Genomic DNA, 23430 nt, shown 5'->3' on the forward strand with positions numbered 1-23430 from the left:
GCCCGTATTCTATCAGTTTCAGATCACTTTAATCAGTTTGTTTTTTATAATCAATACTGAAATTTCTATTACAGCCGTTGATGGCATCCGGATCGGTATGGTTGTTGCGGTTGTTACCCGGGAGCGCCGGACATCAGTCCGGCATGTTACGGCAATCAGTCGTAATCGGTCTGTTGTGCCCATTGCAGCGCAGCCGAGCGCAAACGCTTTTTTCGGGAACAGCGGGCCGGGTCTTTTGGTACTTTTCTTGCCGCCAAGAAAAGTACACTGAAAAACAGGTGAGGAAAATGATTGTTTAATTTTATGCGGTGCATCAAGTTCGATTTCGACAGCATACCAATAAAAAAGGAAGAAACCTGCCGGTCAGGGGGACGTTGTAAATGTCGCCCGAATGGGCAGGTGGTCGGAGTATCCTTTGCCCAGGTGACGGCCTTTGCCCCTGTCGGCCCGCTGCCAGCGGTAGACGCGGTTGTTGTCAAAAAAAAGGTCGGCATGTACACGGTCAAAGGAGTTGTCCACGTAGTCGATGCCTTTTTTATCGTAAAGGGACCGGGGAACGAGCATGTTGTCCGGGCTCTCTTTTTTCCCGAAGAAGTTGTAGGACCAGCGCCGATACTCGGGCAGTTCCAGCCAGAGGTTGTAGAGCAGCAGCTCATTACGGCTGTCTGCCAGTATCTTTTCATCGACCAGTGCGTCGTTGTGAAGGGTCTTGATCACATGGTTGATGCCGGTGACGCCCTGGGTGTCGTTGAAACGGGCCACATCCGCAAAGGTCTGGTGCTCGTTGTAGTTGGCGTTAAAGTCGCCGGTGATTACGAAATCGGTATTGGGCGGCAGTTTTTCAATGGCCTTGCGAAGCGCTGCCGCATAGGGAATGCGCCGACTTTCCGGCCCGCTTTTGGATTTCCAGTGGCAGATAAACACGGTCAGATGCTTTTTATCGATGGAGAGCACGGCCTTTAAAATGGCCCTTTGTCCTTCCCCGGGAACGATGTCTTGCGTATGCACAATGGGAAAGGTCGAAACAAGGGCGCACCGGACCGGCGTGGGAGTCTGAGCGATGGCGTAAAAGGGGTAGCGTTGTTTCGGGGTGTTGAGCCGGGTCAGAAGATTTTTTAATGCTATTTTCGACTCCACCTCCTGAAGGCAGACAATGTCGGCGTTAATGGCACCAATGGCCTCTGCCGTGTTGGCGGTCTTGATATCGGCCATCTTTTTGTTCCAGCCCTGGGTTGAGCCGGGCACATAATCGTCATACTCGGTGCCGTCGTAAACCGCGTCAAACAGGTTTTCCACGTTGTAGCTGGCAAGGGTGAAGGTCCGGGCCGCCGGCGCCGGGCCGGAGCAGGCCACTATCACCAGTAGGGAGATTATCGATATGAGTCTTCGTTGAAACAGGCGGTTCATGTTTCTCCCTGTTCCGTCGAAATCGCTATCGCTATCGGGATCGAAACTTCTGTAAAGGGGCTTAGCTCCTGGTTCCGTTGCCAGATCAAGATCAAGAGCAAGAGTAAGAGCAAGATTCCTGAGTATCCCCGGTTTAAATGCTTCCTGTTCCCCCTTGAGCCCTTGAATCTTTGATCCCTTTCATTCGGCACCGCTCGATACCGATCCCGATCCCGATCCCGATTTGGATTGGGTCGTGTTTATACCAGCGGCTCCCGAACAATCAGATCAACGCCCTCCCTGGCGCTCTGCGCGGCCCGGGGAAAGATGTCGGTCAGGGTGGCGATGTGGCGAAGGTTGTCCGCGGCCCGGAAAACAAGGTTGGCCAGATCCCCCTCCTCACTGCCGGTCCGGAACACCACATCCTCCCAGTCCATGTCCGTGGCCCACTGGTGCATGGTTACCGCCGGCGCCAGGAAGAGATCAGTGGGTTCAAATCCTCTTTTTTTCATGTGCCGGGTAAAGGGCGTCATGGCGTGTTTCAGGCTGTTGAACACCCGGCGCAGGGACTTGGGCGCGGCGTGCTCCACGGCCGGGCTGTCCACCACCTGGCGTTCGTTGACAAAGGCGGCCACCACCGCTGCCAGCAGGGCCGGGTCGTCTTCCGGGAACAACGAGAGCCGGAATCCTTCGGCAATCATCAGGGGGTGGTCCACCCGCAGGTTGGAGGCCCATATGCCGTCGTCGGTGAGGCGGCCCGCTTCATCGGCAAACCCGGTATCCTTGAGAAAGTCCAGGTGACGGATAAAATCGTCCCAGAGAACGTTATCGGCGGCCATGCCCCTCTGGGTGCGTTGAAACAGGGCAAAGGACTGGTTCAGCAATGTCTTGACCTGGTCCGGGGTGTGGCTCAGGAGCAGGTTGAGCACCATGGAAAAATTAATCTTGATCTGGCTGTAGATATCCGACGCCGGGGCATCGGCCACCTGGGCCACGTGTTTTAAGTCCATGAACTTGCCCGGCACCATTACGGCAAAACCGATGTTGTCCTTGCCCCGGCGGCCGGCCCGGCCGGTCATCTGGTGAAACTCGATGGAAGAAAGGGGCAGAAAATCCTTGCCGTTGAACCGGTCGGAATTGAGAATCACCACGCTGCGGGCCGGAAAGTTGACCCCGGCCGCCACCGTGGAGGTGGCAAACACCGCGTCCAGAAGCCCTTCGTTCATGAAGGTTTCCACCGCTTTTTTCCATACGGGCAGGTGACCGCTGTGATGGGCCGCCACGGCCCGGTCCCGGATCAGCAAAAGCTGTTTGTGGCCTGCCAGGTAAGGGGTGGCGGCCACCATTCGGTCGATGCGCTCCTCCAGCCAGCGCCACCGCTCCGGATCAACGGCCCTGTTCTGGTCGTCGCACAGATCAAGGGCCTTGTCGCAGTCGGCCCTGGACTTCATGAAGAAGATGGCGGGCAGCAGGTTGTACTTGCGCAGCACATTTAAAATTTCGTTTACGGGCGGCAGCCGGTGGGCCGGCGCCAGCTGGACCCGGGCCTTGATAAAATCATTCATTCGCTTGTACAGGCCCCGGGGGCCGGTCCCGGAGGATTCGCGCAGCAGGGGAAAGAGCGTGCCGGAAGGATGCAGAAAGAGAGGGTAAAGCTGCACCGGCCGGTTGGTCTCTTTTACCACCCGGCAGGGCCTTTGTCTTATGGTGGAAAGCCATGCGGCAATCTGGTCCGGGTTGCCGATGGTGGCGGACAGCATCAGGATGGGAATGCGCCGGGGCAGGTAGATCATGGTCTCTTCCCACACCACGCCCCGATCCTCGTCTCCCAGGAAATGGGCCTCGTCCAGAATGACAAAGTCGGTGTCCAGGTCGTCGCCGCTGTACATGGAGTCGTAAAGCTGGTTGCGCAGGATTTCGGTGGTGCCGACGATGATGGGGGCATTGGGATTTTCTTTTCGGTCCCCGGTAAGGATGCCGGTATTTTCCGGTCCGAACATGCCGGAAAAGAGTTCGTAGATGGAGTTGCTCAGGGCCTTGAGCGGTGAGGCGTACCATGTCTTTTTGCCCTCTTTCCGCATGGCGGCAATCACCTGCTCGGCAATCCACGTTTTTCCAGCGCCGGTGGGCGCTGTGACGATGCAGTCCGATGTCCGCACCGCTTTCAGGGCCTCCAGTTGAAACGGGTCCGGGGAAAAGGGGGCCTGTTCAGGCACGCCGATGGCGGCAAATACCTTTTTCAGCCGGGGATCGCTGCCCGGCTTGAGGGCGGGGCGCCGGGGTTTTTTGCTTTTTGCCGCGGTTTTTTTTCGAAGGCTCGGGGTGACAGGGGGGCGCTCTTTTCGCCGCGGCCTTGCGCGTTTCTTCCGTGGGGGTGTGCTGTCCGTCATTTACGTTAGCCCCTCAATCAGGGAAAGGGCCTTTTCACGAAGGGCCGGTACCGCATCGTAGGGAGAAAGCCCCTGGACATCTGAATCTACAAGACCCTGGTTATATTCGATAAATCCCAGAAAGTCGAAATCGGGAAGCTGCTCCTGCAAAAAGGCCTTGTCCGTGTCGGTGCGGATCTTGTTGCCCAGTACCGATACGTTGTTTAAATGAATCTGGCCCGCCAGAAGCTTGACCTGCCGGGCCGTCTCAATACTGCGCCGGCCCGGCTCCACCACCACGATCAGCCTGTTTACGCCCTGGGCTGTGGCCCGGCCCAGGTGTTCCAGGCCGGCCTCCATGTCCATCACCACCACCTCATCCCGCAGCAGGGTGATGTGGGTCATCAGGGCCTTGAGCAGGGTGCTTTCCGGGCAGATACACCCGCCCCCCCCACCCTTGACCCCGCCCAGCCGCATCAGCTTGATGTTGCCCATTCTGGCCGACAGAGCCTCGGGCAGGTCATCCACTTTGGGGTTGAGCTTGAAAAATCCGCCCATGGAGCCGGGCACCGATTCGGTGCGCTGGGCAATGAGCTCTTTCATTTCGGCAATGGGCACAATGGCGTCCGCGCCTGGAATGCCCACGGCGGCGGCCAGGTTGGCGTCCGGGTCGGCGTCAATGGCCAGCACCTTTTTCCCCTGATCGTTAAAGGCCCTTATCAGAAGGGCAGCAAGGGTTGTTTTTCCCACTCCGCCTTTGCCGCTGACGGCGATTTTCATTTTTCATGCTCCTTGGAATTTTTGGAAATTTATTTCTGTTTGAGGCCGTTACCTCAAATATTTCATGAGATATCCGGGTTATAACACTTGCGGCCCTGAAGGGGCAAGGGTATAATGCCCTGCGGTAACGCAACCGGTCCCGCCTTTGGAGCCTTCACAGGACGGAAAAGAGAGCCCGATGATCGACACAAAAAACCATAAACCCCAGATTCTTGCCCCGGCCGGGGGAAAGGCATCGTTTCTGGCGGCCCTGGCTGCCGGCGCCGACGTGATCTATTGCGGCCTGAAAAGTTTTTCCGCCCGCATGGCGGCAGAAAACTTTGCGCCCGGTGAACTTCGCGCGCTGACGGAGCTGGCCCATAAAAAAGGGGTGAAGGTCTTTGTGGCGCTTAATACCCTGGTCCGTCCGGGGGAGATTCCCCAGGTCCGGCAGCTGGTCCACATCCTTGGCAGAGAGGTGGGCGCCGACGCGCTGATCGTTCAGGATTTGAGTGTTGTGGAACTGGCGAAACAGGCCGGTTTTAAAGGAGAACTGCACCTTTCCACCCTGGGGGCGGTCACCTTTTCAAAGGCGCTGGGCCTGATTTCCAGTGCCCTGGGTGTCAGCCGGGTGGTGCTGCCCAGGGAGTTTCACATCGATGAGATCAAGCAGATGGCCCAGTCCTGTCCCCCGGGCATGAGCCTGGAGGTGTTCGTTCACGGGGCCCTGTGCTACGGGGTGTCGGGCCGGTGCTACTGGAGCAGTTACATGGGCGGCAAAAGCGGGCTGCGGGGTCGGTGCGTGCAGCCCTGCCGCCGGACCTACACCCAGGGCCGGTCCGAGGGCCGCTGGTTTTCCTGTCTTGATTTTTCCGTGGACGTGCTCACCAAGACCCTGCTGCCCCTGCCGCAGATCACCGCCTGGAAGATAGAGGGCCGTAAAAAAGGGCCCCACTATGTTTACTACACCACCACTGCCTATAAAATGCTGCGGGACCACGGCAACGACCCGAAGATTAAAAAGGATGCCATGGGCTATCTTGAACAGGCCCTGGGCAGAAAAACCACCCACTACAACTTTCTGCCCCAGCGGCCCTATCCGCCGTCAGGCCAGGAGGAGCAGACCGGGTCCGGGCTTCTGGCCGGACGGGTGAAGAGCGACGGCGGCAGGCCGGCCCTCTCCCCCCGCATGGGGTTGATCAAGGGGGACCTGCTGCGTATTGGTTACGAGGACAAGCCCGGCCACAGCCTGCTTCGGGTGCCGGCCGCCGTACCGGCCAGGGGCCGGCTGGTGTTAAAGGTCCGTGGCGCTGTGCCCGCGGCCGGAACACCGGTTTTTCTCATTGACCGCATGGAAGACGCCCTGGAAACCATGATCGGGGATCTGGCGGCTGAACTGACTGACGCCCCCTGCCGGGAAACAACCTCGGCCGCACCGGACCGGGCGGCCCGGCAGCGACGGCCGGCATCCAGGTCGCCGGAAGAGATGACGGTTTACCGGTCCCTGCCAAGGGGAAGGCAGGCCCACAGTGTGGGCTTCTGGCTCTCTCTTGAGGGAGCCAGAGGTGCCGCCAGGCTGAATGCCCAACAGTGGCTCTGGCTGCCGCCGGTGGTGTGGCAGGAGGACGCAGACCGGTGGCAGGCGCTGGTGAACCGTATGGTCAAACAGGGTGCCCGGCGGTTCGTGCTGAACGCGCCCTGGCAGATATCCCTGTTTGAACGGACAAGAAATCTGGACCTGTGGGCCGGGCCGTTCTGCAACCAGGCAAACGGGGTCTCGATTCAGGTACTGGCAGGGATGGGTTTTTCCGGTGTTATCGTGAGCCCCGAGCTGGGGAAAGAAGATTACGCGGTCATTCCGGGCCAGAGCCCGGTCCCCTTGGGAGTGGTTGTTTCGGGCAGCCTGCCCCTGTGCGTGGCCCGTACCCTGCCGGGACCGGTTCGGGAGAAAAAACTGTTTTCAAGCCCCAGGAAGGAAAATGCCTGGGCCGAGAAGCACAGCGGCCTTGTGTGGTTGTATCCCGACTGGATGGTGGATCTGCGGCCCCGGCAGAAAATCCTGGAACAGTACGGGTATGCGCTCTTTATTCATCTCCACCACAGCCCGCCGCCGGGCGTGAAAATCAGGCAGCGGCCGGGGATGTGGAACTGGGATGTCGGCCTGCCGTGATGCCGGGTTTGACGGGGCAATAAAAACAGACTGTATAATCCATATAATAGGTATGATCCGCCAAATTTTTTAGAAAGATATTTCCTTGACAAAGGATGGCTTTGATCGTATCTATATCAGACAGTTGGACGTGAGCCGGTGACGAAAGCCCGGCAGAAGGGGTTGCAGGGGCCGGTGAAGAATATATGTTTGACCATCAGGTCGCGCGAAAATCTTTTGGGCAGCACAAATATTTCTAAAGGAGTAAGGGTATGACGTTGACAAAAAGCAGGATAATCGATTCTGTGCAGGAAGAGACAGGCCTTCCGAGAAAACGGTGTGACGAACTGGTCGAGGAGCTCCTGGAAATCATCAAAGAGACCCTTGCAAACGGCGAAAACCTGATGGTCAGCGGATTCGGCAAGTTCTGCGTCAAGGAGAAAAAGGCACGCAAGGGCAGAAACCCGGCCACCGGCGACGACCTGATGCTTGACGAACGAAAAGTGGTCACCTTCAAGTGTTCCCAGGGGTTGAGGGAAAAAATAAACGGCAGTTAACCGGCGTATTGCTGTCGCGGCGGGGGTCCCGGTCTGTCGCCGGCCCCTGCTTCCGTCTGTCCATCACCCCATAAATCTTCCTTATGTTATCTATCTATGTATTCTAACCAACGTTCTTCTGTGCAGAAAAAAAACTTCAGCCCGGGTTTCACGCTGATCGAGTTGCTGGTGGTGCTGGTCATCCTCGGCATCATCGGCGTCACAGTGGCACCCCGCATCCTGGGAAAACCCGACGAGGCCAAGAAGATAAAGGCCGCCACTACCATTGAGGCCATTTCCACGGCGTTGAAGCTCTATAAGCTGGACAACGGCGCTTATCCCACCACCTCCCAGGGCTTGGAGGCCCTTGTGCGCAAGCCGGAGAGCGGCAATACGGACAACTGGCAGGAGGGCGGATACCTGGAAAAGGGGAAGGTTCCCCGCGACCCGTGGGGCAATCCTTTTGTCTACATGTGTCCCGGCGTCCATGGTGATTTTGATATCATTTCCTACGGGGCCGACGGCGCGCCCGGCGGCGAAGGAAAATACGCGGATATCAAAAGCTGGGAGATCGAATGACCCGGTGACCCCCGGTCACCGTCCGGCTCCCCTTTCCCCCGTATAGCCGTACCGGTCTTTTTTTTGTTCCTTTTTGGAGGCTGCTCTGTTATCCCCCTCCACACATAACAGTCCGGCGCGACACCCCGATGGCTTCACGCTGATCGAGCTGATTGTCGTGTTGGCCCTTCTGGTCATCGTTCTGTCCGTGACCTTTCCCCGTGTTTCAAATATCGGATTTTCAGACAGCAGGAACAAGACCGCGCGCTGGATTATCACCACCACCCGGGTCCTCAAGTCAAAAGCGGTCATGGACCGCCATCCCTACGTGCTTCAGGTGGACACCTCCCGCCAGACATTGACGGCCTTGCCCGGGGCAACTTCGGGCAATCTGCCGGCGCAAATGGCGGCGCTCGCCGGCCAAACGCCGGAAGCCGACGTCCCCGGCCCGGAGACCACAGGCACCCGGCGCCTGGCGCTTTCGGATGATCTGACCGTTGAGCATGTGATCTTTGCCGGCAGTGATACCGCGCAAACCGGGGTGGTGGATATTGTGTTTCATGCCGGCGGTTACTCGGACTGGGCCGTGATTCATATGCGGGACCGGGGCCGGCGGATCTCTTTTATTATTGAGCCGTTTATCAACCGGGTCAGAATGGTGGACGGGTATGCGGAACTTTGATCGCAAACGAAAAAGGACCTGGCGGTATTCCTGGCCACGGGCGGCGGGGCGGCGGGGGTTTACCCTGATGGAAGTTCTCATCGCCATGTCCGTTCTGGCCATTGCCATGGTGGGGTTTTTCTCCCTTTTTTCCCAGACCGTGACAGTGGAGGAGGCCGCGCGATTTAACACCGTGGCCCCATTGCTGGCCCAGGCCGCCATGGCTGACGTGGTGTCCGGACGGGCCGGCACCGGAGGGGATTTTCCCGATCATCCCGGCTACCGGTGGGACCTTTCCATTACCGAAGTGGTGCCGGGCGTGCTGGGCGGGGATGCCGTGGAAGGATTGGCACAGGTGAACGTGACAGTAACCCTGAACAACGCGGAACGCACCTATACATTGAGGGCCTATGACTGGCTTTCCTCCGAATAGACGGTCCGGAAGACTCTTCCTGGTGGCAACCCAGGGGGCCGGGGGGTTTACCCTTTTTGAACTCCTGGTGGCCATTGCCGTGTTTGCCCTGCTGACCACGGCCATGTACGGGGGGCTCAACAGCCTGCTGGGCAATGCCGAGTCCCTTAGCCGGAGCGCCGTTGCCTATGACTCGGCCCGTTCCTGCCTGGACCGGATGGCCCGGGATCTCCGGTCGGTCTATGTGGCGGTGCCGCCGGCCTATGAGACACCGGGGTTTGATACCGACCCGGATCCCTACCGGTTTGTCGCCAACGGTATCGGTCAGGATGTGCGGATGCGGTTTGTCGCCTTTTCCCATGTGCCGCTGGACAGGGGGCTGACGGCTGAGGCGGGGCGTATCGTTTATTATCTGTACACCCCCGAAGGGCGTGACACCCGCGTGCTGATGCGAAACGACCGGGTGCTTCAATATGACGCGGACACGGAAGAGGGACAAGACCCCATCGTATGTGAAAACATCGCTTCCCTGGATCTGCTGTTTTATGACGGGAACGGACGGGAGTATGACCGCTGGGATTCAGACTCCAGTGAGTTTGATTATGCCACGCCGCGGGCCGTGGGGATTCAGCTGGTGCTGGATGCTGACGGGCGGCGCTATCCTTTTGAAACCATAGTGGACCTGCCGGTCTACCGGGAGCCGGTGGAATGACGATTTTGCGAAAAAGAAGACAGATCGCCGGTGACCGGGGCGTGGCCATTCTGGCGGTGCTGATGATCATCGCCCTGCTGACGGCGGTGTTGTTTTCGGTGAACCGGCGGGCCCGTACCGGCATGGACGCGGTCATGGTGTTTCGGGACCGGGTGACCCTTTCCCACATGGCGGCGTCGGGCATCCATATCGGCCGGGCCGTGTTGATAGATGACCGCATCAATACCGAAATAGATTCCATTCAGGAGACATGGGCCGATCCGATGGCGCTGGAGGGGATCGTGGAAGCGTTCCCCTTTGAAAAAGGGAGCCTGTCCCTTCGTATCACCGATTTGATGGGCCGTATTCAGGTCAATGCCCTTGTGCAGTATCCGGAAGGGCGGCAGGTCAATGGTGACCAGGAGGTCCTGTGGTACCGCCTGATGGAACTGGTCAAGATTTTCAGCGGGCCGGACTACGATATCCGGCCGGTGGCAATTCTGCATGCCATCAAGGACTGGCTCGATTCCGGGGACGATGATGCCACCGAGGATTTCGGCGCCGAATCCGATTACTACCAGGGCCTGACCCCGTCCTATACCTGCCGGAACGGCCCGGTGATCGACGTGAGTGAACTGGCCCTGGTAAAGGGAATGTCGGCCGGTATTTTTAACGCCATTGACGCCAGCTACGGGATTTCAGACATGGTGACCACCTTTGGCATGGTGGAGGTGGCCCAGGGCGATGGGTTCACTTTTCCGGGCCGGATCAACATCAACACCGCGCCGGTTTACGTGCTGGCGGTTCTTATTCCGGAGGTGGAAGACGCTCACCTGGCCGCTGAGATGGACGCGTTCCGGTCAGAGATGTCCAACGGTCTTTATGTCCATGACCTTTCCGGTGACACTTGGTACAAACAGGCCCCCGGGTGCGAGGAGATCAATATTTCACCGGCCCTGATCACCACCCGGAGCGACTTTTTTCAGATAGAGGCCACCGCCGTTCTGGGGGAGCTGCAGGTTACACAAACAGCAGTGGTGCGCCGGGTTCAGAACGAAAAAACCGGTAAATGGGAGTGCAGGGTGTTGAAGTGGCAGTCGTGATGGGGTATATATGGTTCGATTTATAATGATTTAAATGGGATTGGCGGTTCGGCATGGACGGCAGGGTTCTGGGTATTGATATCGGCAACACCACGGTCTGCGCGGTTCTGGTGGGCCCCGGCGAAAGCGGCCTTCGCATAGAGGCCCACGCCCATGCGGCAATGGGAAAGGACGTCTCCCCCTGGCAGGTGCTGCCCGGTGTGCTGGACGCCCTGGGTCACCGGGCCGACTGGTCGGGTGCGGCCTGCGTGGCCACCTTCCCGGACCGGCAGGTCTCCTACAGGCGTATTCATATGCCGTTTGCCGACCCCCGGAAGATCGAAAAGGTGATTGCCTATGAACTGGAGCCGCTGCTGCCTTTTGCGCCGGCGGACCTGTTTATCGATTTTGTGGTGCTTTTCCCGGCGGTTTCCCAGGAAAACGAGGCGGGCGTCGAGGTGCTGGCCGCGGCGGTACACAAGGAAAAGGTGAAGGAGTGGATTGACGGGTTTGCCGGTGCCGGTCTGCAGCCGGAAATGATCGTGCCCAGAGGATGGGCCGCCGCCGCGGTGCTGTCGGCAGATATTGAGGAAGCCCTGCTGGTGGAGACTACCGGTGGGTATGTGACAACGGCCGTGGTTGGCGGCGGGGATGCCCAATGGATCCGGTTTTTTTCAGCCGGCCCGCCGCCGGATCAGGAGGCGGGCCGGTCTGCGCTGCGCGACGGCCTGCGCCAGACCCTGCTGGCCTATGAATATGAAACAGGGGTTGCCGCGGGGCTGAAAAACGTCTTTGTGACCGGTGCCGATTCCCGGGCAGGGGAGGCGGTAAAAACGGTTGCCGACTGCCTGGGAATTGATGCCCGGCCGTTTAACATGGCGGACGGCTCTTCCCTGGTGACGGGTGGCCGGCCCGACCATACCTGGGAGCCGGGCCTTCTGGACATGGCGCTCTGCCCGGCGTTGCTGAAGAAAAGCCGGAAGCCCTGTATTAATTTTCGGAAAGGGGAGTTCTCCCTGGCGGCCAGGTGGTTGCAATACCGGTACCTGTTCGGTGGCACCGCCGCGCTGGCGGCACTGGTGCTGGTACTCGGCCTGATGGGTTTTTTTTACGACCTTTATTCTCTCAATCGGTCCATAGCGACTGTGGATGCCCGGCGGCAGGCGATTTTCCGGGAGTGCTTTCCCGAATCGGCGGCAGCACCGTCTGCCGAGATGATGCGCTACGAGATCGACAGGCTTCGTGAATCCAGTGGCCTGCCTGCCGGACTGGACCGGACTGTTTACCAGGTGGATATATTGAACGACATCAGCCGCCTGGTGCCCCAGGAGACGGATGTGGTGATCACCCGCCTGGACGCGGGGCTCAATGATGTTTCCGTCACCGGCAACACGGATGCTTTTCAGTCCGTGGACACCATGAAAAACAGGCTTGAGGAGAGTGATCTGTTCGGGACCGTTGTCATCAGTTCCGCCACCATGGATAAAGCCGATAAACGGGTTCACTTCAAGTTGCAGGTGGAGCTGAAGTCATGATACAGCCACTGATGTCAAGAGCGGCGACATTTTTCAGGGGCCTGACCCCACGGGAGCGGTATGCCGTCTGTATCGGGGTGGCGGCGGTGCTGCTGCTTTTTTTCTGGAAAGGGGTGGCCGCTCCCCTTTCCGACAAGCGGGAGACCCTGGTGGTCCAGCTGGCGTCCCGGCAGAACGACCTGAAACAGATGATAACCCTGCAGCAGGAACATGAAAGGATGCAGCAGGCCGCGGCCAGGGCCGCTGCCGGCCAGTCCGGGCGGGGGGCTGACTTTACGCTTTTTTCGTTTCTGGACCGGCTGGCCGGCAGGGCCGGCATCAAGGATCATATCGCCTATATGCGGCCGTCTGTATCGGGCCAGAACAGTGAACTCTCCGTTGTTGAGATGAAACTGGAGGGCGTTGACCTGCAGGGGCTGGTTTCCTACCTTCATATGATTGAGACCGCTGACGCCATGGTGTTTGTCACCCGTCTCTCCATCGCGGCACAGGAAAAGGGTGGCGGTGGTGGCGTGGAGGCGGTGCTGCGGGTGGAGACCGTAACCACATGAGCCTAAAACCACCCATGACCGGCAAACGGAAAATCCTGATCGCCTATGCGGCGTATTCCCTTGCGATGATAGCCCTTTTCATGGTGCTGCTGTTTCCGGATCAGGCGGTGCGTGACTTTCTGGAACAGCGTGCCGGTGGCATTTATCCGGACATGCGGATTCGTATCGGCGCGTTGCGGCCCGCCCTGCCTTTCAGTGTACGCATGGCGGATGTGTCGGTCTTCTGGCAGGACAGGCCCTATGGAGATTTTGAGTATGTGAAGGTCACCCCGTCCGTCTTTTCCATGTGGCGCCATCGGCGTCCCTTGTCATTCAAGGGCCGGACATTCGATGGGCGTTTTAAGGGCGTCTGCGGCCAGGACAGAAAGACAGACGCCTGGACCCTTGACGTCGCCTTTTCCGGTATGGCGCTGGGGGCCATGGAGGGGGTCCAGCGCCTGCTGCCCCACGAGATCAAAGGTACGGCCGCCGGACATATAAAAGCGGTCCTTGACAACGGCGGCCGGCCACTTGCAGAATACGATGTGGTGTTGTCTGATGTGGTGGTGGCCCTTTCCGCTCCGGTTTTTTCCATCGATACCGTGGCTTTTGACCGGATTGAGGCAGCCGTGGTCATGGAGGGGAACCGGGTGCGGATAGAAAACTGCACCGGCAGCGGCGAACAACTGGATGGCGAGCTGTCGGGAGAGATTCAGGTGCGACAGCCGTATGGCCAGAGCCTGTTGCGGGTGAAGGGGTTTGTCAGGCCCCAGGCGTCCCTTGTGGCCAAGCTGGGAGAGTCCCTGCCGGTGGAGATGGTGCTGGGGCAAAACGCCGGGGAAAAAGGGTTGCCGATTTCCTTTACCGGGACACTGGCCGATCCGAAAGTCTCGTTTAAATAGGTGAAACAGGAATGGTCGTGGATGGAGATGGTCACGAATGATTAAAAGGGGTGTTGTCATCGCGAATCTGCTGCTGATCATGCTGGCGGCCTATATGGGCGTGGACCTGTTTTACGGCATGGTGACAGCCCGGTTCAGCATGAATGCCGTTTCAGCGACGCCGGGAACCCGGAATCCGGCCTCCGATCGTCCCGCTGTCACCCGGCAACCCGTTTCCGCCTATTCGGCCATTGCCGGGCGCAACCTGTTCAAGGCCACCAAAAGCGAAGTGGCCGTACAACCGGAAATCGACGTGACCAGCCTGAAGAAAACCGACCTGGCCTTAACGCTGGTGGGCACCATCTCGGGCATGGGCAAGGATTCATACGCCATTATCGAGCGGACCCGGGAGCGGCAGCAGGACCTTTATAAGGTCGGGGATACCGTTGATAACGCAACGGTGAAGCTGATTCTCCGAAAACGGGTGGTGCTGACCGTCAACGGGGTGGATGAGGTCCTGGAAATGACCGACGCGCTTTTTGCCGAGGATGCGGGACGGAGTCGTTTCAATCCGGCGGCTGCCGGCCGCCGGGCCAGTGGACTGGACAGGGCCGCCAGTGTGCGCAACGTTACACTGGATCGCAGCGAAATGGAGAGCGCGTTCAACAATGTCAATGATCTGATGCGAAGTGTCCGCATCCGTCCTCACTTTACCAACGGTCAGCCCGATGGCCTCAGCCTGGAGAGCGTGGCACCGGATTCTATCTTTCAGGAGATGGGGTTGCAGAGCAAGGATGTGATCGTGGGGGTAAACGGGAAAAAGATCAGCACCGTGGATGACTGCATGGAGGTTTACAAGAGCCTGAGTGACGCGTCGGCTGTGGTGCTTGAGGTCAACCGGGGCGGACAGCGGGAGTTGATCCATTATAACGTTCAATAGGCTTTGACGATTCTGGCGGAAGCCGGGAATATTTTTTCGCGGAGAAAATGATGAAATATGGCATAAGGCAACTGGTATCTGTGGCGGTCTGCACGGGCGTACTGCTGGGCGTTTACCCCCTGGCGGCCGAAGAGCCGGCCCCGGGCCCGGCCCTGCTTCAAAGGATTCGGGAACGGAGAGATCTGCCGGTGAAACGTCCCCAGCCGGTTCGGAAAACGTTAGTGGACCAGGTCTCGGACGCGCCCTCCTTGCCGGAGGGGTTGCCGACGGCTGCCGATGACGGAGAGAACCTGGTTTCCGTGGATTTCAATGATGTGGACCTGGCGGTTTTCATCAAGTTCATCAGCGAGGTTACCGGTAAGAATTTTGTGCTTGACCAGAACGTGCGCACCAAGGTCACAGTGATCAGCCCTTCCAAGATTCCCGTGGAAGAGGCCTACCGGGTATTTGAGTCGGTGCTGGAGGTGTATGGATTTGCCACGGTGGAGGCGGGCGACATTATTAAAGTGGTCAAGGCGGGTGACGCCCGGTCCAAGAGTATCGAAACCGGTCTGGTAAAAGAGGGCAGAGCGCCGGACGATAAACTGGTGACCCAGATCATTCCCCTGCGGTATGCCGATGCCAATGAGATCAAGGGGCTTTTCACCCCCCTGGTTTCCAAGGACAGCGTGCTGCTGGCCTACCCCTCCACCAACATGCTGATTCTCACCGACGCCTATTCCAACATTCAGCGGCTGATGAGAATTCTTGACGCTATTGATGTCACGGGCATCGGCCGGCAGGTGTCCGTGATTCCGCTGGAATACGCCGACGCGTCAAAAATGGTTTCCATTCTGGAGGTGGTGTTTAGGGAGGCGGTGGACCGGGGCGGACCCCCGCAGCGGGGTGGCACCGAACCCACGGACAAAATCCGGCTGGTGGCTGATGATCGGGCCAACGTGGTGATCATGCTGGCCAGTGAGTCGGAAACCGTTAAAATACGGAAGCTGATCACCCTGCTGGACAAGAAAGTGCAGCAGGGCAAGGAACGGATTCATGTCTACTACCTGAAGAATGCCGATGCCGAGGAGCTGGCCAAGGTTCTGCAGATGCTGCCCGAGAAACAGGGGGATGCAACTGCCGAGGGCAAAAAACTGGCGCCGGTGCTCTCAAAGGCCATCAACATCACGGCCGATGCTTCCACCAACAGCCTGATCATCATGGCCGAGCGGGACGACTACCTGGTGCTCAAGGAGATTATCGAAAAACTCGACATTCCCCGGTCCATGGTCTATATCGAGTGCCTCATTGCCGAAGTGAACATCAACAAGGATTTTGAACTGGGCGCCGAATGGCTTGTGGGTGGTAAAGGCAGTTATGATGACAAGGACGGGGGATACGCCGTGGGGTTCGGTGGTGGCAGCGACACGGGCTATGCAAACGTGGCACGCATGGCCATGGGCGGGCTGCCCAGCGGGTTTTCCGTGGGGGCCATGGCCGAATCCATCGTGGTAGGCGGCATCGAGTATCCCAACCTGGCCGCGGTGGTGCGGGCCTTTAAGAAGGACAAGGATGTTCAGATCCTGTCTACTCCCCAGATCATGACCACGGACAACCAGGAGGCCACCATCACGGTGGGTAAAAACATTCCCTACCTGACCAAGATCGGCACCACCTCCTCGGAAGAGACCTACAGCAATTACGAGTACAAGGATGTGGGCATCTCCCTGAAGATCAAACCCCAGATCAACGAAAACCGGCTGATCCGGCTGGATATCGAACAGGAGCTGACCAAGCTGGACCAGCTGACCACTGTCTCCTTGGACCGGCCGGCCACGTTGAAACGCGGTATCACCACCAACGTGATCGTTCATGACGAACACACCATCGTCATCGGCGGGCTGATTGACGACAGCATGTCCCGGGTGGAGTACAAGGTGCCCTGCCTGGGAGATATTCCGTTTCTGGGATGGTTGTTCAAGGGGCTTTCCCGATCCAGCGAAAAGACCAACCTGCTTGTATTCCTGACCCCCCATGTGATCAAGACGGCGCGGGAAGCGGACAATATCTATCAACAGAAGCAGGGCGATCTGGATGCGGTTCGCGGCGGCAGTTTTTCCCTGTATCCGGATGCCAGGGAGGATGCTTCTGCGATTGATGTCACGCCGGTATCTTCATCGGATACGACACCGGCGGATGATGCCCATCAGGAAAACGAGGGGGAAGATATGACAGCGGCGGGGGTGGTCGTGACCGAAGGAGACGGTGTGGACCGACCTGAACCCATGCCGGAAAAAGCGGTGGCCGCCCCGGCTGCATCTGAAGCCGATGCCGCCGAGGCCAAGCCTGTGCCTGAAACCGCCCCGCCGGTGACCGGCGGGACAGAGGCGGACGGGGAGACCTCACCTTCCGTGGAGGCGCAGCCGGACGGGGACCTGCCGGTTCCTTTATCGCCGGAAGCGGGGTCATAAGAGATGCCCATGAGCAGAGATCTGTTACAGGCACTGAAAACCCGCGCCGTTCTTTCCGAACAGCAGGCCGAGAAGATAGAACGGCTGATCAATGGGGGCCGGGCCAATATTGGTGAGCTTCTTGTCAAGCGGAAGCTGGTGACCGAACCGCAACTGCTGTCCGCATACAGTGAGCTCTTCGGCATTCCGGTCTGCGAGGCGGCCCAGCCGGACGAGAGTGTGATGGCCATCCCCGAAAAGGTGCCGGCCGCGTTTCTCAAACGGTATCTCATGGTGCCGCTGAAAATGTCGTCCCACGGCCACGGGGCGGTCTCCGGTTGTCAGGTGGCGGTCAACGATCCGTCCCGGCTTCATGCAGTGGACGATCTGACAAGGCTGATGGGTGTAGAAACATGCTCCCTGGTACTGGCCACCCGGGACCATATTTTTTCCGCCGTGGGAATGCTTTACGGCAGCGGAGACGGGGCGGCCGAAGAAATTGTCCGCGACATGGAGGGGGCCGAAGACATTCTTGACGAGCTCGACGAGGCCGCTGACCTTCTGGACGATGCCAGTGACGCGCCTATTATCAAGCTGGTCAACCATATCGTGGCCCAGTCGGTGAAGGCCGAGGCCAGTGACATCCATATTGAGGCATACCAGGACACCTTTAAGATACGGTACCGGGTGGACGGCATCCTCTATGATTTTCTGAGCCCGCCCAAGCGCATTCAGCCGGCCCTGGTCTCCCGCATCAAGGTCATGGCAAAAATGAACATCGCGGAAAAGCGCCTTCCCCAGGACGGCCGCATGCAGGTCCGGCTGGGAGACAAGGAGGTGGATATCCGCGTCTCTTCGATTCCCATTACCGCCGGTGAGCGGCTGGTGCTTCGGCTGCTCAACAAGGCCAGCTCCATGCTGGGGTTGCAGGAGATCGGTTTTTCCCGCCAGACCTTTGATCTGTTCAGCCGCCTGATCCGGTATTCCAACGGCATCATCCTGGTGACCGGCCCCACCGGTTCAGGCAAGACCACCACCCTTTACGCCGCCCTTTCCACCATCAACACGCCGGACATCAACATCATCACCATTGAAGATCCGGTGGAGTACCAGGTCAGCGGCATCAACCAGATCCAGGTGAATCAGAAGATCGGCCTGACCTTTGCCCGGGGCCTGCGCTCCATTGTGCGGCAAGACCCGGATGTAATCCTCATCGGCGAAATTCGGGACCAGGAGACGGCGGATATCGCGGTGCAGTCTGCCCTGACCGGCCACCTGGTCTTTTCCACGCTTCACACCAATGATTCGGCCAGCGCCGTCACCCGGCTGGTGGATATCGGGGTGGAACCGTTTCTGCTGTCTTCCTCGGTAATCGCCGTGATCGCCCAGCGGCTGGTGCGGGTGCTGTGCCCCCGATGCAAGGAGGCCTATGTGCCGGATGACTCGGCCATTCTGAGTATCGGGGCCTCCGTCGAATTGTTTGCCGGAAAAACGATTTACCGCAAAACGGGGTGTGATCACTGCCTGGGTACCGGCTACAGCGGCCGGATCGCGATTTTCGAGATACTGGTAATGGATGAGAAGATCAAGAAGATGGTGCTGACCACCCACGATTCGGGACGGATCGAGGCGGCGGCGGTCAAACATGGGATGATCACCCTTCGCCAGGACGGTATTCACAAAGTGCTGGACGGGGTGACCAGCATCGCCGAAGTGTTGCGGGTAACCCAGCGATGATGGAGCGGACCGGCTTTTGCAAAACAACGACGAAACAGGCAGCCTGGCTGTTTTTTTTCTCTTTTTTTATTTGCTGCGCCACTGCCGGTCCGGTGGTGTCAGAGGATAGGCATGATTCGGGGACTATTGAAAACCCGGCAGCCGCCGGGGCAACGCCTTCCGGCGCGGTGCGGTTGTTTCAGCGGTATATTTCCCCCATCGACGGGGACCGGTGTCCCATGCATCCCTCATGCTCGGCCTACAGCCTTAGTGCCCTTGAGAAACACGGTCTGCTGATGGGCTGGATCATGACCTGCGACCGCCTGTTGCGGTGCGGCCGGGATGAACTGACCCTTGCGCCGCGCGTGGTGGTGAATGGCCGGGTCCGGTGTTATGATTCCGTGGAGCGCAATGATTTCTGGTGGACAAAATAACAGGGCGGTTTGCCGGATGCTTGCCGCGACATTCTGTACGGGAATATATATTGCGGGCCTCCTTGTGATTCCGGCGGTTGCCGGTGAAGGGCCTCTGACCATATCCGCGGATCAGCAGATCGGCCTGGGAGACCATTTTTTCAAATCCGGGGAGTATGATCGGGCGGTCACTGCCTACGAAACCTTTCTCTATTTTTTCCCTGACCACGAGCAGACCGAGTACTCCCGGTTACAGATTGCCCGGGCTTTCTTGAAAACGGGAAAGACCGAAGCGGCCCTTGAACGGTTTGAAAAGATTTACAGCGAGGGTAGTGGCACACAGTTCCAGGTGGAGGCGGGTTTTATGGCGGCCCGCTGTTATACGGCCCTGGGTATGAAGGACCGGGCCCTGTCGATGTTAAGTCTGGTGGGAGAAACCACCGAAGACCCCGCGGTCAGGGAACGAATTTTCTACGAGACCGGCTGGACCTGGCTGGAAGCGTTTCCGGTGTTGACCGAAACAGAGATTGCGGCGGCGGCGGCAAATTTTGAACAGATTCCGGTGACGGCCGGAAAGCGCTTGCATGTGCAGGCCGTGCTTGACGCACTGGAACAGGCCCGGCATGACGATGACGGTCTGCTGGCCTCAATGAAAAGCCCCGGTCTTGCCGGAACCCTGGCAGTGATGCCCGGGGCCGGGTATCTGTATTGTGGACGATACCACGACGCGCTGATCTCCTTTCTTTTCAACGGCGCCATGATGCTGGCCGCCTGGGAGGCGTTTGACGAGGGCCATGAGGCCCTGGGGGCCGTTCTTTCCGTTGTGGAGCTGGGGTTTTACGGCGGAAGCATCTATGGCTCCATGTCGGCGGTCCACAAGCACAACCACCGCCGGACCAGCATCTTTATGGAGGGGCTTCGTTCCATCAGCGCGGGTTTTGTGCCGGCAGGGGAGGGGGTGGAGGTGAGAGTGTCCTTTCAGCAGCCGTTCTGATGAAAGGACGCTACTGAACGACAATTATCAATTATCAATTATCAATTATCAATCGACAATTATTAAAGGTCTTTTGCTACCCGGCAAACTGGTACATTTCAAAAATGGGCAGGATGATGGAGAGCACGATAAATCCGATTACGATACCCATGGAAATCACCAGCAGCGGTTCCAGCAGCGACGTCAGGCCCACCAGAGCGGCGTCCACCTCGTTTTCAAATACATCCGCCGTGCGTTGAAGCATCTGCTCAATATTTCCGCTCTGTTCCCCCACTTTGATCATCTGTACGGAGAGATGAGGAAACACCCCTGTGATCTCCAGACTGCTTCCCAGTCCTTCCCCCTTTTCGACATCAGTGGCCGCGGCCGTCACCGCGTCGGCAATAATTGTGTTGCCAACGATGTTCTTGACGATGTCCAGAGCCGTCAGCATGGGAATGCCGTTTTCCAGAAGGGAGCCCAGGGTTCTGGAAAAACGGGCCACTGCGATTTTCTGCACCAGGCTTTTTAAGCCCGGCACACGCAGAAGGGCCGTGTCTAATAGATGGCGGCCCCGCCGGGTTTTTCTGAATTTCTGAAGGGCCAAAAAGAGAGCGACCCCGGCTGCCAGCAACACCCACCAGTAGGATTGCAGAAAGTCACTGGTGGCGATGACAATCCGCGTGGGAACGGGGAGCACCTGATTCATGTCTTCAAAAACCGAGACCAGCTGAGGCACGATTTTGACCAGAAGAAAAACCAGGACCCCGCTTCCCAGTACGGTCATGACCAGGGGGTAGGCCAGGATGGCGGTGATGCGGTTGCGCTGTGCCTGCTGGGTCTCCTGCAGATCGGCCAGCCGCTCCAGCACGACTTCCAGTGTGCCGGAGGCCTCACCGGCCCGGACCATGTTGATATAGATGGGTGAGAAGATGTCGGGGAATCCTGCCAGGGCATCGGCAAAACTGTTGCCTTCCTCCACCGATTCCTTGATGCGGGAGAGCGCCTTTTTCAGGGCCGCGGAGCCGGCCTGGGGAATAAGCGTATAGATGGCCGAAACAAGGGGGAAGCCCGAGCCCACAAGGGTGGCCAGCTGTCGCGTGGCCGTGGCCAGTTCGCCTTTTCCAATACCGGAAAAAAGGCGCAGCCCTTCCGGCCATCTACCCCCGGCCTTTTGTTCCCTGCGGTCATAAGCCTCCGCAATGGCAACAGGGAACAGCTGCTGGCCGCGCAGCTTTTCCCGGGCCGCGGTCTCACCGTCGGCATCAATGATGCCGGACACGGTCTTGCCGCCGGCATTCAGGGCGCTGTATTCATAGACAGGCATGGTCAGTTCCGGATGGGAGCATAGTGTCGGTAATCAGCAGGCGCGGGGTGAGTCAGCCTCAAAATTGGGGCCCGATGATAGTGCTGTTCTTTTCATCCACTACACAATAGAAAATGCGCCGGCCATACATATTGGTCGGATCTGAGGAACCTCTTTGATGGTAGACAAAAGCTTCCATGTAGCCCTCTCCCGCAGCCGCCGGCTTTCCGAAAATCTGGGCCCTTACCCCGGTAGACAGGGTAAAGGTATAAGTGCCGTCGGATTTGAGTCCCACACTGTGACCCATGCCGGGGCTGTGGGTGAAATCCGGATAAGAACCGGTGATAAACTGCTCCGTGGCTACCGTCATCAGGTTGCGGGAGTCTGATATAGCCGCCACATCTCCAGAGCGGCACATCATGTCCGTGTAAGCCACAAACCCCATGTGGGAAAGGATTCCGATGATGGCAACCACCATCATCAACTCCAACAGAGAAAAACCATCGGTTCTTCTTATCATTTTTCACCTCCTGTCACGGTGGTGTCGCCTGCGTCCGCCCACGAGCCGTCCGGCCGCATCACCGTGATACCCGCCTGTTCTGGCAGGATATTGCCAAACCCCAGTGCGCCGGAGCGGTCTTTCCATACAAAAAAATCTTTTCCGTATTTCTTGCCCACATGGTCCGGGCTGGTAACGCTGTAAGCGAGGGGGTTCTCCAGAATATCAGCCGGTGTCGTCTGTGCGGTGTCTACCCACCGGCCTGCGCGGTAGACGGCAAGCTGACCCTGATCCGGATAGGTGACATTGCCGAAGCCCAGTGCGCCGGATTTGTCTTTCCATGTTAGATGGGTACCGGTATATTTTTGTACCATATCATTTGTATCTGAGAATGGCGGCGACAGCCAACTTTCCGCTGGTTTATTGATCTGCTGTTCACTCGCCTTGACCCACTGTTCATTCTGGTAAACCAAGCCCTCTTCTTTTTCAGGGTAACTCACGTTGCCGAAGCCCATGGCGCCGCTTTGGTCCTTCCAGGCCAGGTAAGTTCTGCCGTACTTGCGGGCCAGGTCGGCATCCTCCGGCTGCAGGCCGCTGGTTTGAACGGGTTGTGCGACAGCCGTTTCCTCCTGGGTGCGCTGAACCCGGATCCATTTACCTTTTCGATAGATCAGGTTGTCCTCACCTCCGGGATACATCACGTTGCCGAACCCCAGTGCGCCTGTCTCGGTCTTCCACGTCAGGTGTCTGCCGGCCACTGCCTCATCCACATCCTCTGCATCCTCCACCGGTGTGTAAACCACAGGGGGCGCCTTTTCCTTCTCTTCCGGCGCCGGCCCCTGTTTTCCTGCTGCCGCCAGGGAAGCAAGCAGTTGCTCTTTTAGGGCTTCCAGCTCCTCTTTGGTTGCCGTGCGTTCCGGTATCGGTTCCGGTGGCCTTGCGACAGTGTCTTGCCTTCGGGTTGATGAACGCCGGGCGCCGGCCTGTGACGACGCCGCCCCGGAAGACGCGGGACGTCTTTCGGCCGCTGCCGTCCGGACTTGCCCGTCGGCTCCCACATCCAGGGGTCTTAACTGACTGTCCACAAAAGCAGTATAGGGCCTGTGATCAATGACTACTGTCTTGGTCAGCCGAAAGTTGTTTTGGTCAAACGCGTATTCCCAATTCACCTCATCGATAAACGCCCGATCCTGAATGTGATTCGGGTAAAGAGCGTCCAGCGTCTCCGGATACTTATTGTGCTGTGCCCTGTAGTTATTAATGGCCATGCCCATGTAGGTGAGCCCGGCTTTTGGGCTTTTCTGGGCCGCCAAAGTCATGCCGCTGAAGGTCTGTGCTACATATTGGTTCTCGTCTTCTTTATTTTTGAAGTGTCGATAAACCAGGAAGGCGATCCAAATCGCCACTATCACCAGAAAGACTATAGCCCATTTTTTTTTCATGGCTGCCAGTCACGCCTTGTTTTTTGTTTGTGGCCCAGCTTCGCCGGCTTGATGGTGTTGAAAATAGGGTTCACGGTCAACTTTCGGTTTTTCGCCGGGGTCAAAGAATGTTATGCAAAAAGCATACCGCCAGCAGGGAAACGAAAGCACAGAAAAGGCCTTG

General features: G+C 58.2%; 21 protein-coding genes. 15 read left to right on the top strand and 6 right to left on the bottom strand.

Translation table 11 applies throughout. The features are described 5' to 3' along the window. Positions 1-363: 363 nt before the first annotated feature. The 3 genes from DOLE_RS05280 to DOLE_RS05290 all read right to left on the bottom strand — a co-directional run bounded on the left by DOLE_RS05280 (position 364) and on the right by DOLE_RS05290 (position 4535). Positions 364-1407 carry an endonuclease/exonuclease/phosphatase family protein gene (locus DOLE_RS05280; protein WP_012174455.1) on the bottom strand — a complete coding sequence of 348 codons (1044 nt, stop codon included), beginning with the start codon at positions 1405-1407 and terminating at the stop codon, positions 364-366. Positions 1408-1646: 239 nt separating this feature from the next. Continuing rightward, positions 1647-3776 carry a DEAD/DEAH box helicase gene (locus tag DOLE_RS05285; protein ID WP_012174456.1) on the bottom strand — a complete coding sequence of 710 codons (2130 nt, stop codon included), beginning with the start codon at positions 3774-3776 and terminating at the stop codon, positions 1647-1649. Then, entirely contained in the window at positions 3777-4535 is a 759-nt protein-coding gene (locus tag DOLE_RS05290) for an ATP-binding protein (RefSeq protein WP_012174457.1), read from the bottom strand. A gap of 178 nt (positions 4536-4713) precedes the next feature. Between DOLE_RS05290 and DOLE_RS05295 the strand changes: the two genes are divergently transcribed. The 15 genes from DOLE_RS05295 (at position 4714) to DOLE_RS05365 (ending at position 20041) form a co-directional block, all read left to right on the top strand. Then, the gene (locus DOLE_RS05295; RefSeq protein WP_012174458.1) at positions 4714-6684 is read left to right on the top strand and encodes a peptidase U32 family protein; all 1971 of its coding nucleotides are present in this window, start codon (positions 4714-4716) and stop codon (positions 6682-6684) included. Positions 6685-6935: 251 nt separating this feature from the next. After that, entirely contained in the window at positions 6936-7220 is a 285-nt protein-coding gene (locus DOLE_RS05300) for an integration host factor subunit alpha (protein WP_012174459.1), read from the top strand. A gap of 120 nt (positions 7221-7340) precedes the next feature. After that, entirely contained in the window at positions 7341-7778 is a 438-nt protein-coding gene (gspG, locus tag DOLE_RS05305; RefSeq protein ID WP_332306754.1) for a type II secretion system major pseudopilin GspG, read from the top strand. Between the two features lie 73 nt (positions 7779-7851). Continuing rightward, the gene (locus DOLE_RS05310) at positions 7852-8439 is read left to right on the top strand and encodes a prepilin-type N-terminal cleavage/methylation domain-containing protein (RefSeq protein WP_012174461.1); all 588 of its coding nucleotides are present in this window, start codon (positions 7852-7854) and stop codon (positions 8437-8439) included. Further along, a complete protein-coding gene (locus DOLE_RS05315; RefSeq protein WP_012174462.1) occupies positions 8426-8851 on the top strand; it encodes a prepilin-type N-terminal cleavage/methylation domain-containing protein in 426 nt (141 codons plus the stop codon). The genes DOLE_RS05310 and DOLE_RS05315 overlap by 14 nt, the downstream gene beginning before the upstream one ends. 22 nt (positions 8852-8873) lie before the next feature. Continuing rightward, positions 8874-9542, top strand: a complete 669-nt coding sequence (locus tag DOLE_RS05320) for a prepilin-type N-terminal cleavage/methylation domain-containing protein (protein WP_041280374.1) — start codon at positions 8874-8876, stop codon at positions 9540-9542. Further along, positions 9539-10624 carry a type II secretion system minor pseudopilin gene (locus tag DOLE_RS05325; protein ID WP_012174464.1) on the top strand — a complete coding sequence of 362 codons (1086 nt, stop codon included), beginning with the start codon at positions 9539-9541 and terminating at the stop codon, positions 10622-10624. The genes DOLE_RS05320 and DOLE_RS05325 overlap by 4 nt, the downstream gene beginning before the upstream one ends. Before the next feature lie 53 nt (positions 10625-10677). Beyond that, the gene (gene gspL, locus DOLE_RS05330; protein ID WP_012174465.1) at positions 10678-12138 is read left to right on the top strand and encodes a type II secretion system protein GspL; all 1461 of its coding nucleotides are present in this window, start codon (positions 10678-10680) and stop codon (positions 12136-12138) included. Beyond that, positions 12135-12689, top strand: coding sequence for a type II secretion system protein GspM (gene gspM / locus DOLE_RS05335; protein WP_012174466.1), 555 nt, complete (start codon positions 12135-12137; stop codon positions 12687-12689). The genes gspL and gspM overlap by 4 nt, the downstream gene beginning before the upstream one ends. Next, positions 12686-13570, top strand: a complete 885-nt coding sequence (gspN, locus tag DOLE_RS05340) for a type II secretion system protein GspN (protein WP_012174467.1) — start codon at positions 12686-12688, stop codon at positions 13568-13570. Before gspM ends, gspN begins: the two co-directional genes overlap by 4 nt. A gap of 37 nt (positions 13571-13607) precedes the next feature. Continuing rightward, positions 13608-14489: a type II secretion system protein GspC gene (gene gspC, locus DOLE_RS05345; RefSeq protein ID WP_012174468.1), complete on the top strand. Its 882-nt coding sequence runs from the start codon at positions 13608-13610 to the stop codon at positions 14487-14489. A gap of 50 nt (positions 14490-14539) precedes the next feature. Next, positions 14540-16939 (top strand): type II secretion system secretin GspD, encoded by a 2400-nt coding sequence (gene gspD / locus DOLE_RS05350; RefSeq protein ID WP_012174469.1) that lies wholly within the window; start codon positions 14540-14542, stop codon positions 16937-16939. A gap of 9 nt (positions 16940-16948) precedes the next feature. Then, entirely contained in the window at positions 16949-18655 is a 1707-nt protein-coding gene (gene gspE / locus DOLE_RS05355) for a type II secretion system ATPase GspE (RefSeq protein WP_232362727.1), read from the top strand. Beyond that, the gene (gene yidD / locus DOLE_RS17075; protein WP_012174471.1) at positions 18652-19068 is read left to right on the top strand and encodes a membrane protein insertion efficiency factor YidD; all 417 of its coding nucleotides are present in this window, start codon (positions 18652-18654) and stop codon (positions 19066-19068) included. The genes gspE and yidD overlap by 4 nt, the downstream gene beginning before the upstream one ends. A 64-nt stretch (positions 19069-19132) precedes the next feature. Further along, a complete protein-coding gene (locus DOLE_RS05365) occupies positions 19133-20041 on the top strand; it encodes a tetratricopeptide repeat protein (protein ID WP_167320844.1) in 909 nt (302 codons plus the stop codon). A gap of 76 nt (positions 20042-20117) precedes the next feature. Here DOLE_RS05365 and gspF read toward each other — a convergent pair whose 3' ends face one another. The 3 genes from gspF to DOLE_RS05380 are packed head-to-tail and all read right to left on the bottom strand — an operon-like array spanning position 20118 to position 23267. Then, a complete protein-coding gene (gspF, locus tag DOLE_RS05370) occupies positions 20118-21347 on the bottom strand; it encodes a type II secretion system inner membrane protein GspF (RefSeq protein WP_012174473.1) in 1230 nt (409 codons plus the stop codon). A 58-nt stretch (positions 21348-21405) separates the two neighbouring features. After that, the gene (locus tag DOLE_RS05375) at positions 21406-21846 is read right to left on the bottom strand and encodes a type IV pilin protein (RefSeq protein WP_041280376.1); all 441 of its coding nucleotides are present in this window, start codon (positions 21844-21846) and stop codon (positions 21406-21408) included. Then, complete coding sequence (locus tag DOLE_RS05380; protein ID WP_012174475.1) at positions 21843-23267, bottom strand: hypothetical protein; 1425 nt, start codon at positions 23265-23267, stop codon at positions 21843-21845. The genes DOLE_RS05375 and DOLE_RS05380 overlap by 4 nt, the downstream gene beginning before the upstream one ends. Positions 23268-23430: the final 163 nt, after the last annotated feature.

Source organism: Desulfosudis oleivorans Hxd3, from assembly GCF_000018405.1.
In the GTDB taxonomy this organism is placed as follows: domain Bacteria; phylum Desulfobacterota; class Desulfobacteria; order Desulfobacterales; family Desulfosudaceae; genus Desulfosudis; species Desulfosudis oleivorans.

What these genes read in the sequence shown, in the direction of transcription:
- DOLE_RS05315 (WP_012174462.1), top strand. Translation starts at nt 8,426, where the DNA reads ATGCGGAACTTTGATCGCAAACGAAAAAGGACCTGGCGGTATTCCTGG.
- DOLE_RS05280 (WP_012174455.1), bottom strand. Translation starts at nt 1,407, where the DNA reads ATGAACCGCCTGTTTCAACGAAGACTCATATCGATAATCTCCCTACTG.
- DOLE_RS05325 (WP_012174464.1), top strand. Translation starts at nt 9,539, where the DNA reads ATGACGATTTTGCGAAAAAGAAGACAGATCGCCGGTGACCGGGGCGTG.
- DOLE_RS05300 (WP_012174459.1), top strand. Translation starts at nt 6,936, where the DNA reads ATGACGTTGACAAAAAGCAGGATAATCGATTCTGTGCAGGAAGAGACA.
- gspE (WP_232362727.1), top strand. Translation starts at nt 16,949, where the DNA reads ATGAGCAGAGATCTGTTACAGGCACTGAAAACCCGCGCCGTTCTTTCC.
- gspD (WP_012174469.1), top strand. Translation starts at nt 14,540, where the DNA reads ATGAAATATGGCATAAGGCAACTGGTATCTGTGGCGGTCTGCACGGGC.
- DOLE_RS05285 (WP_012174456.1), bottom strand. Translation starts at nt 3,776, where the DNA reads ATGACGGACAGCACACCCCCACGGAAGAAACGCGCAAGGCCGCGGCGA.
- gspC (WP_012174468.1), top strand. Translation starts at nt 13,608, where the DNA reads ATGATTAAAAGGGGTGTTGTCATCGCGAATCTGCTGCTGATCATGCTG.
- DOLE_RS05290 (WP_012174457.1), bottom strand. Translation starts at nt 4,535, where the DNA reads ATGAAAATCGCCGTCAGCGGCAAAGGCGGAGTGGGAAAAACAACCCTT.
- DOLE_RS05295 (WP_012174458.1), top strand. Translation starts at nt 4,714, where the DNA reads ATGATCGACACAAAAAACCATAAACCCCAGATTCTTGCCCCGGCCGGG.
- gspF (WP_012174473.1), bottom strand. Translation starts at nt 21,347, where the DNA reads ATGCCTGTCTATGAATACAGCGCCCTGAATGCCGGCGGCAAGACCGTG.
- gspN (WP_012174467.1), top strand. Translation starts at nt 12,686, where the DNA reads ATGAGCCTAAAACCACCCATGACCGGCAAACGGAAAATCCTGATCGCC.
- DOLE_RS05375 (WP_041280376.1), bottom strand. Translation starts at nt 21,846, where the DNA reads ATGATAAGAAGAACCGATGGTTTTTCTCTGTTGGAGTTGATGATGGTG.
- gspM (WP_012174466.1), top strand. Translation starts at nt 12,135, where the DNA reads ATGATACAGCCACTGATGTCAAGAGCGGCGACATTTTTCAGGGGCCTG.
- DOLE_RS05380 (WP_012174475.1), bottom strand. Translation starts at nt 23,267, where the DNA reads ATGAAAAAAAAATGGGCTATAGTCTTTCTGGTGATAGTGGCGATTTGG.
- yidD (WP_012174471.1), top strand. Translation starts at nt 18,652, where the DNA reads ATGATGGAGCGGACCGGCTTTTGCAAAACAACGACGAAACAGGCAGCC.
- gspL (WP_012174465.1), top strand. Translation starts at nt 10,678, where the DNA reads ATGGACGGCAGGGTTCTGGGTATTGATATCGGCAACACCACGGTCTGC.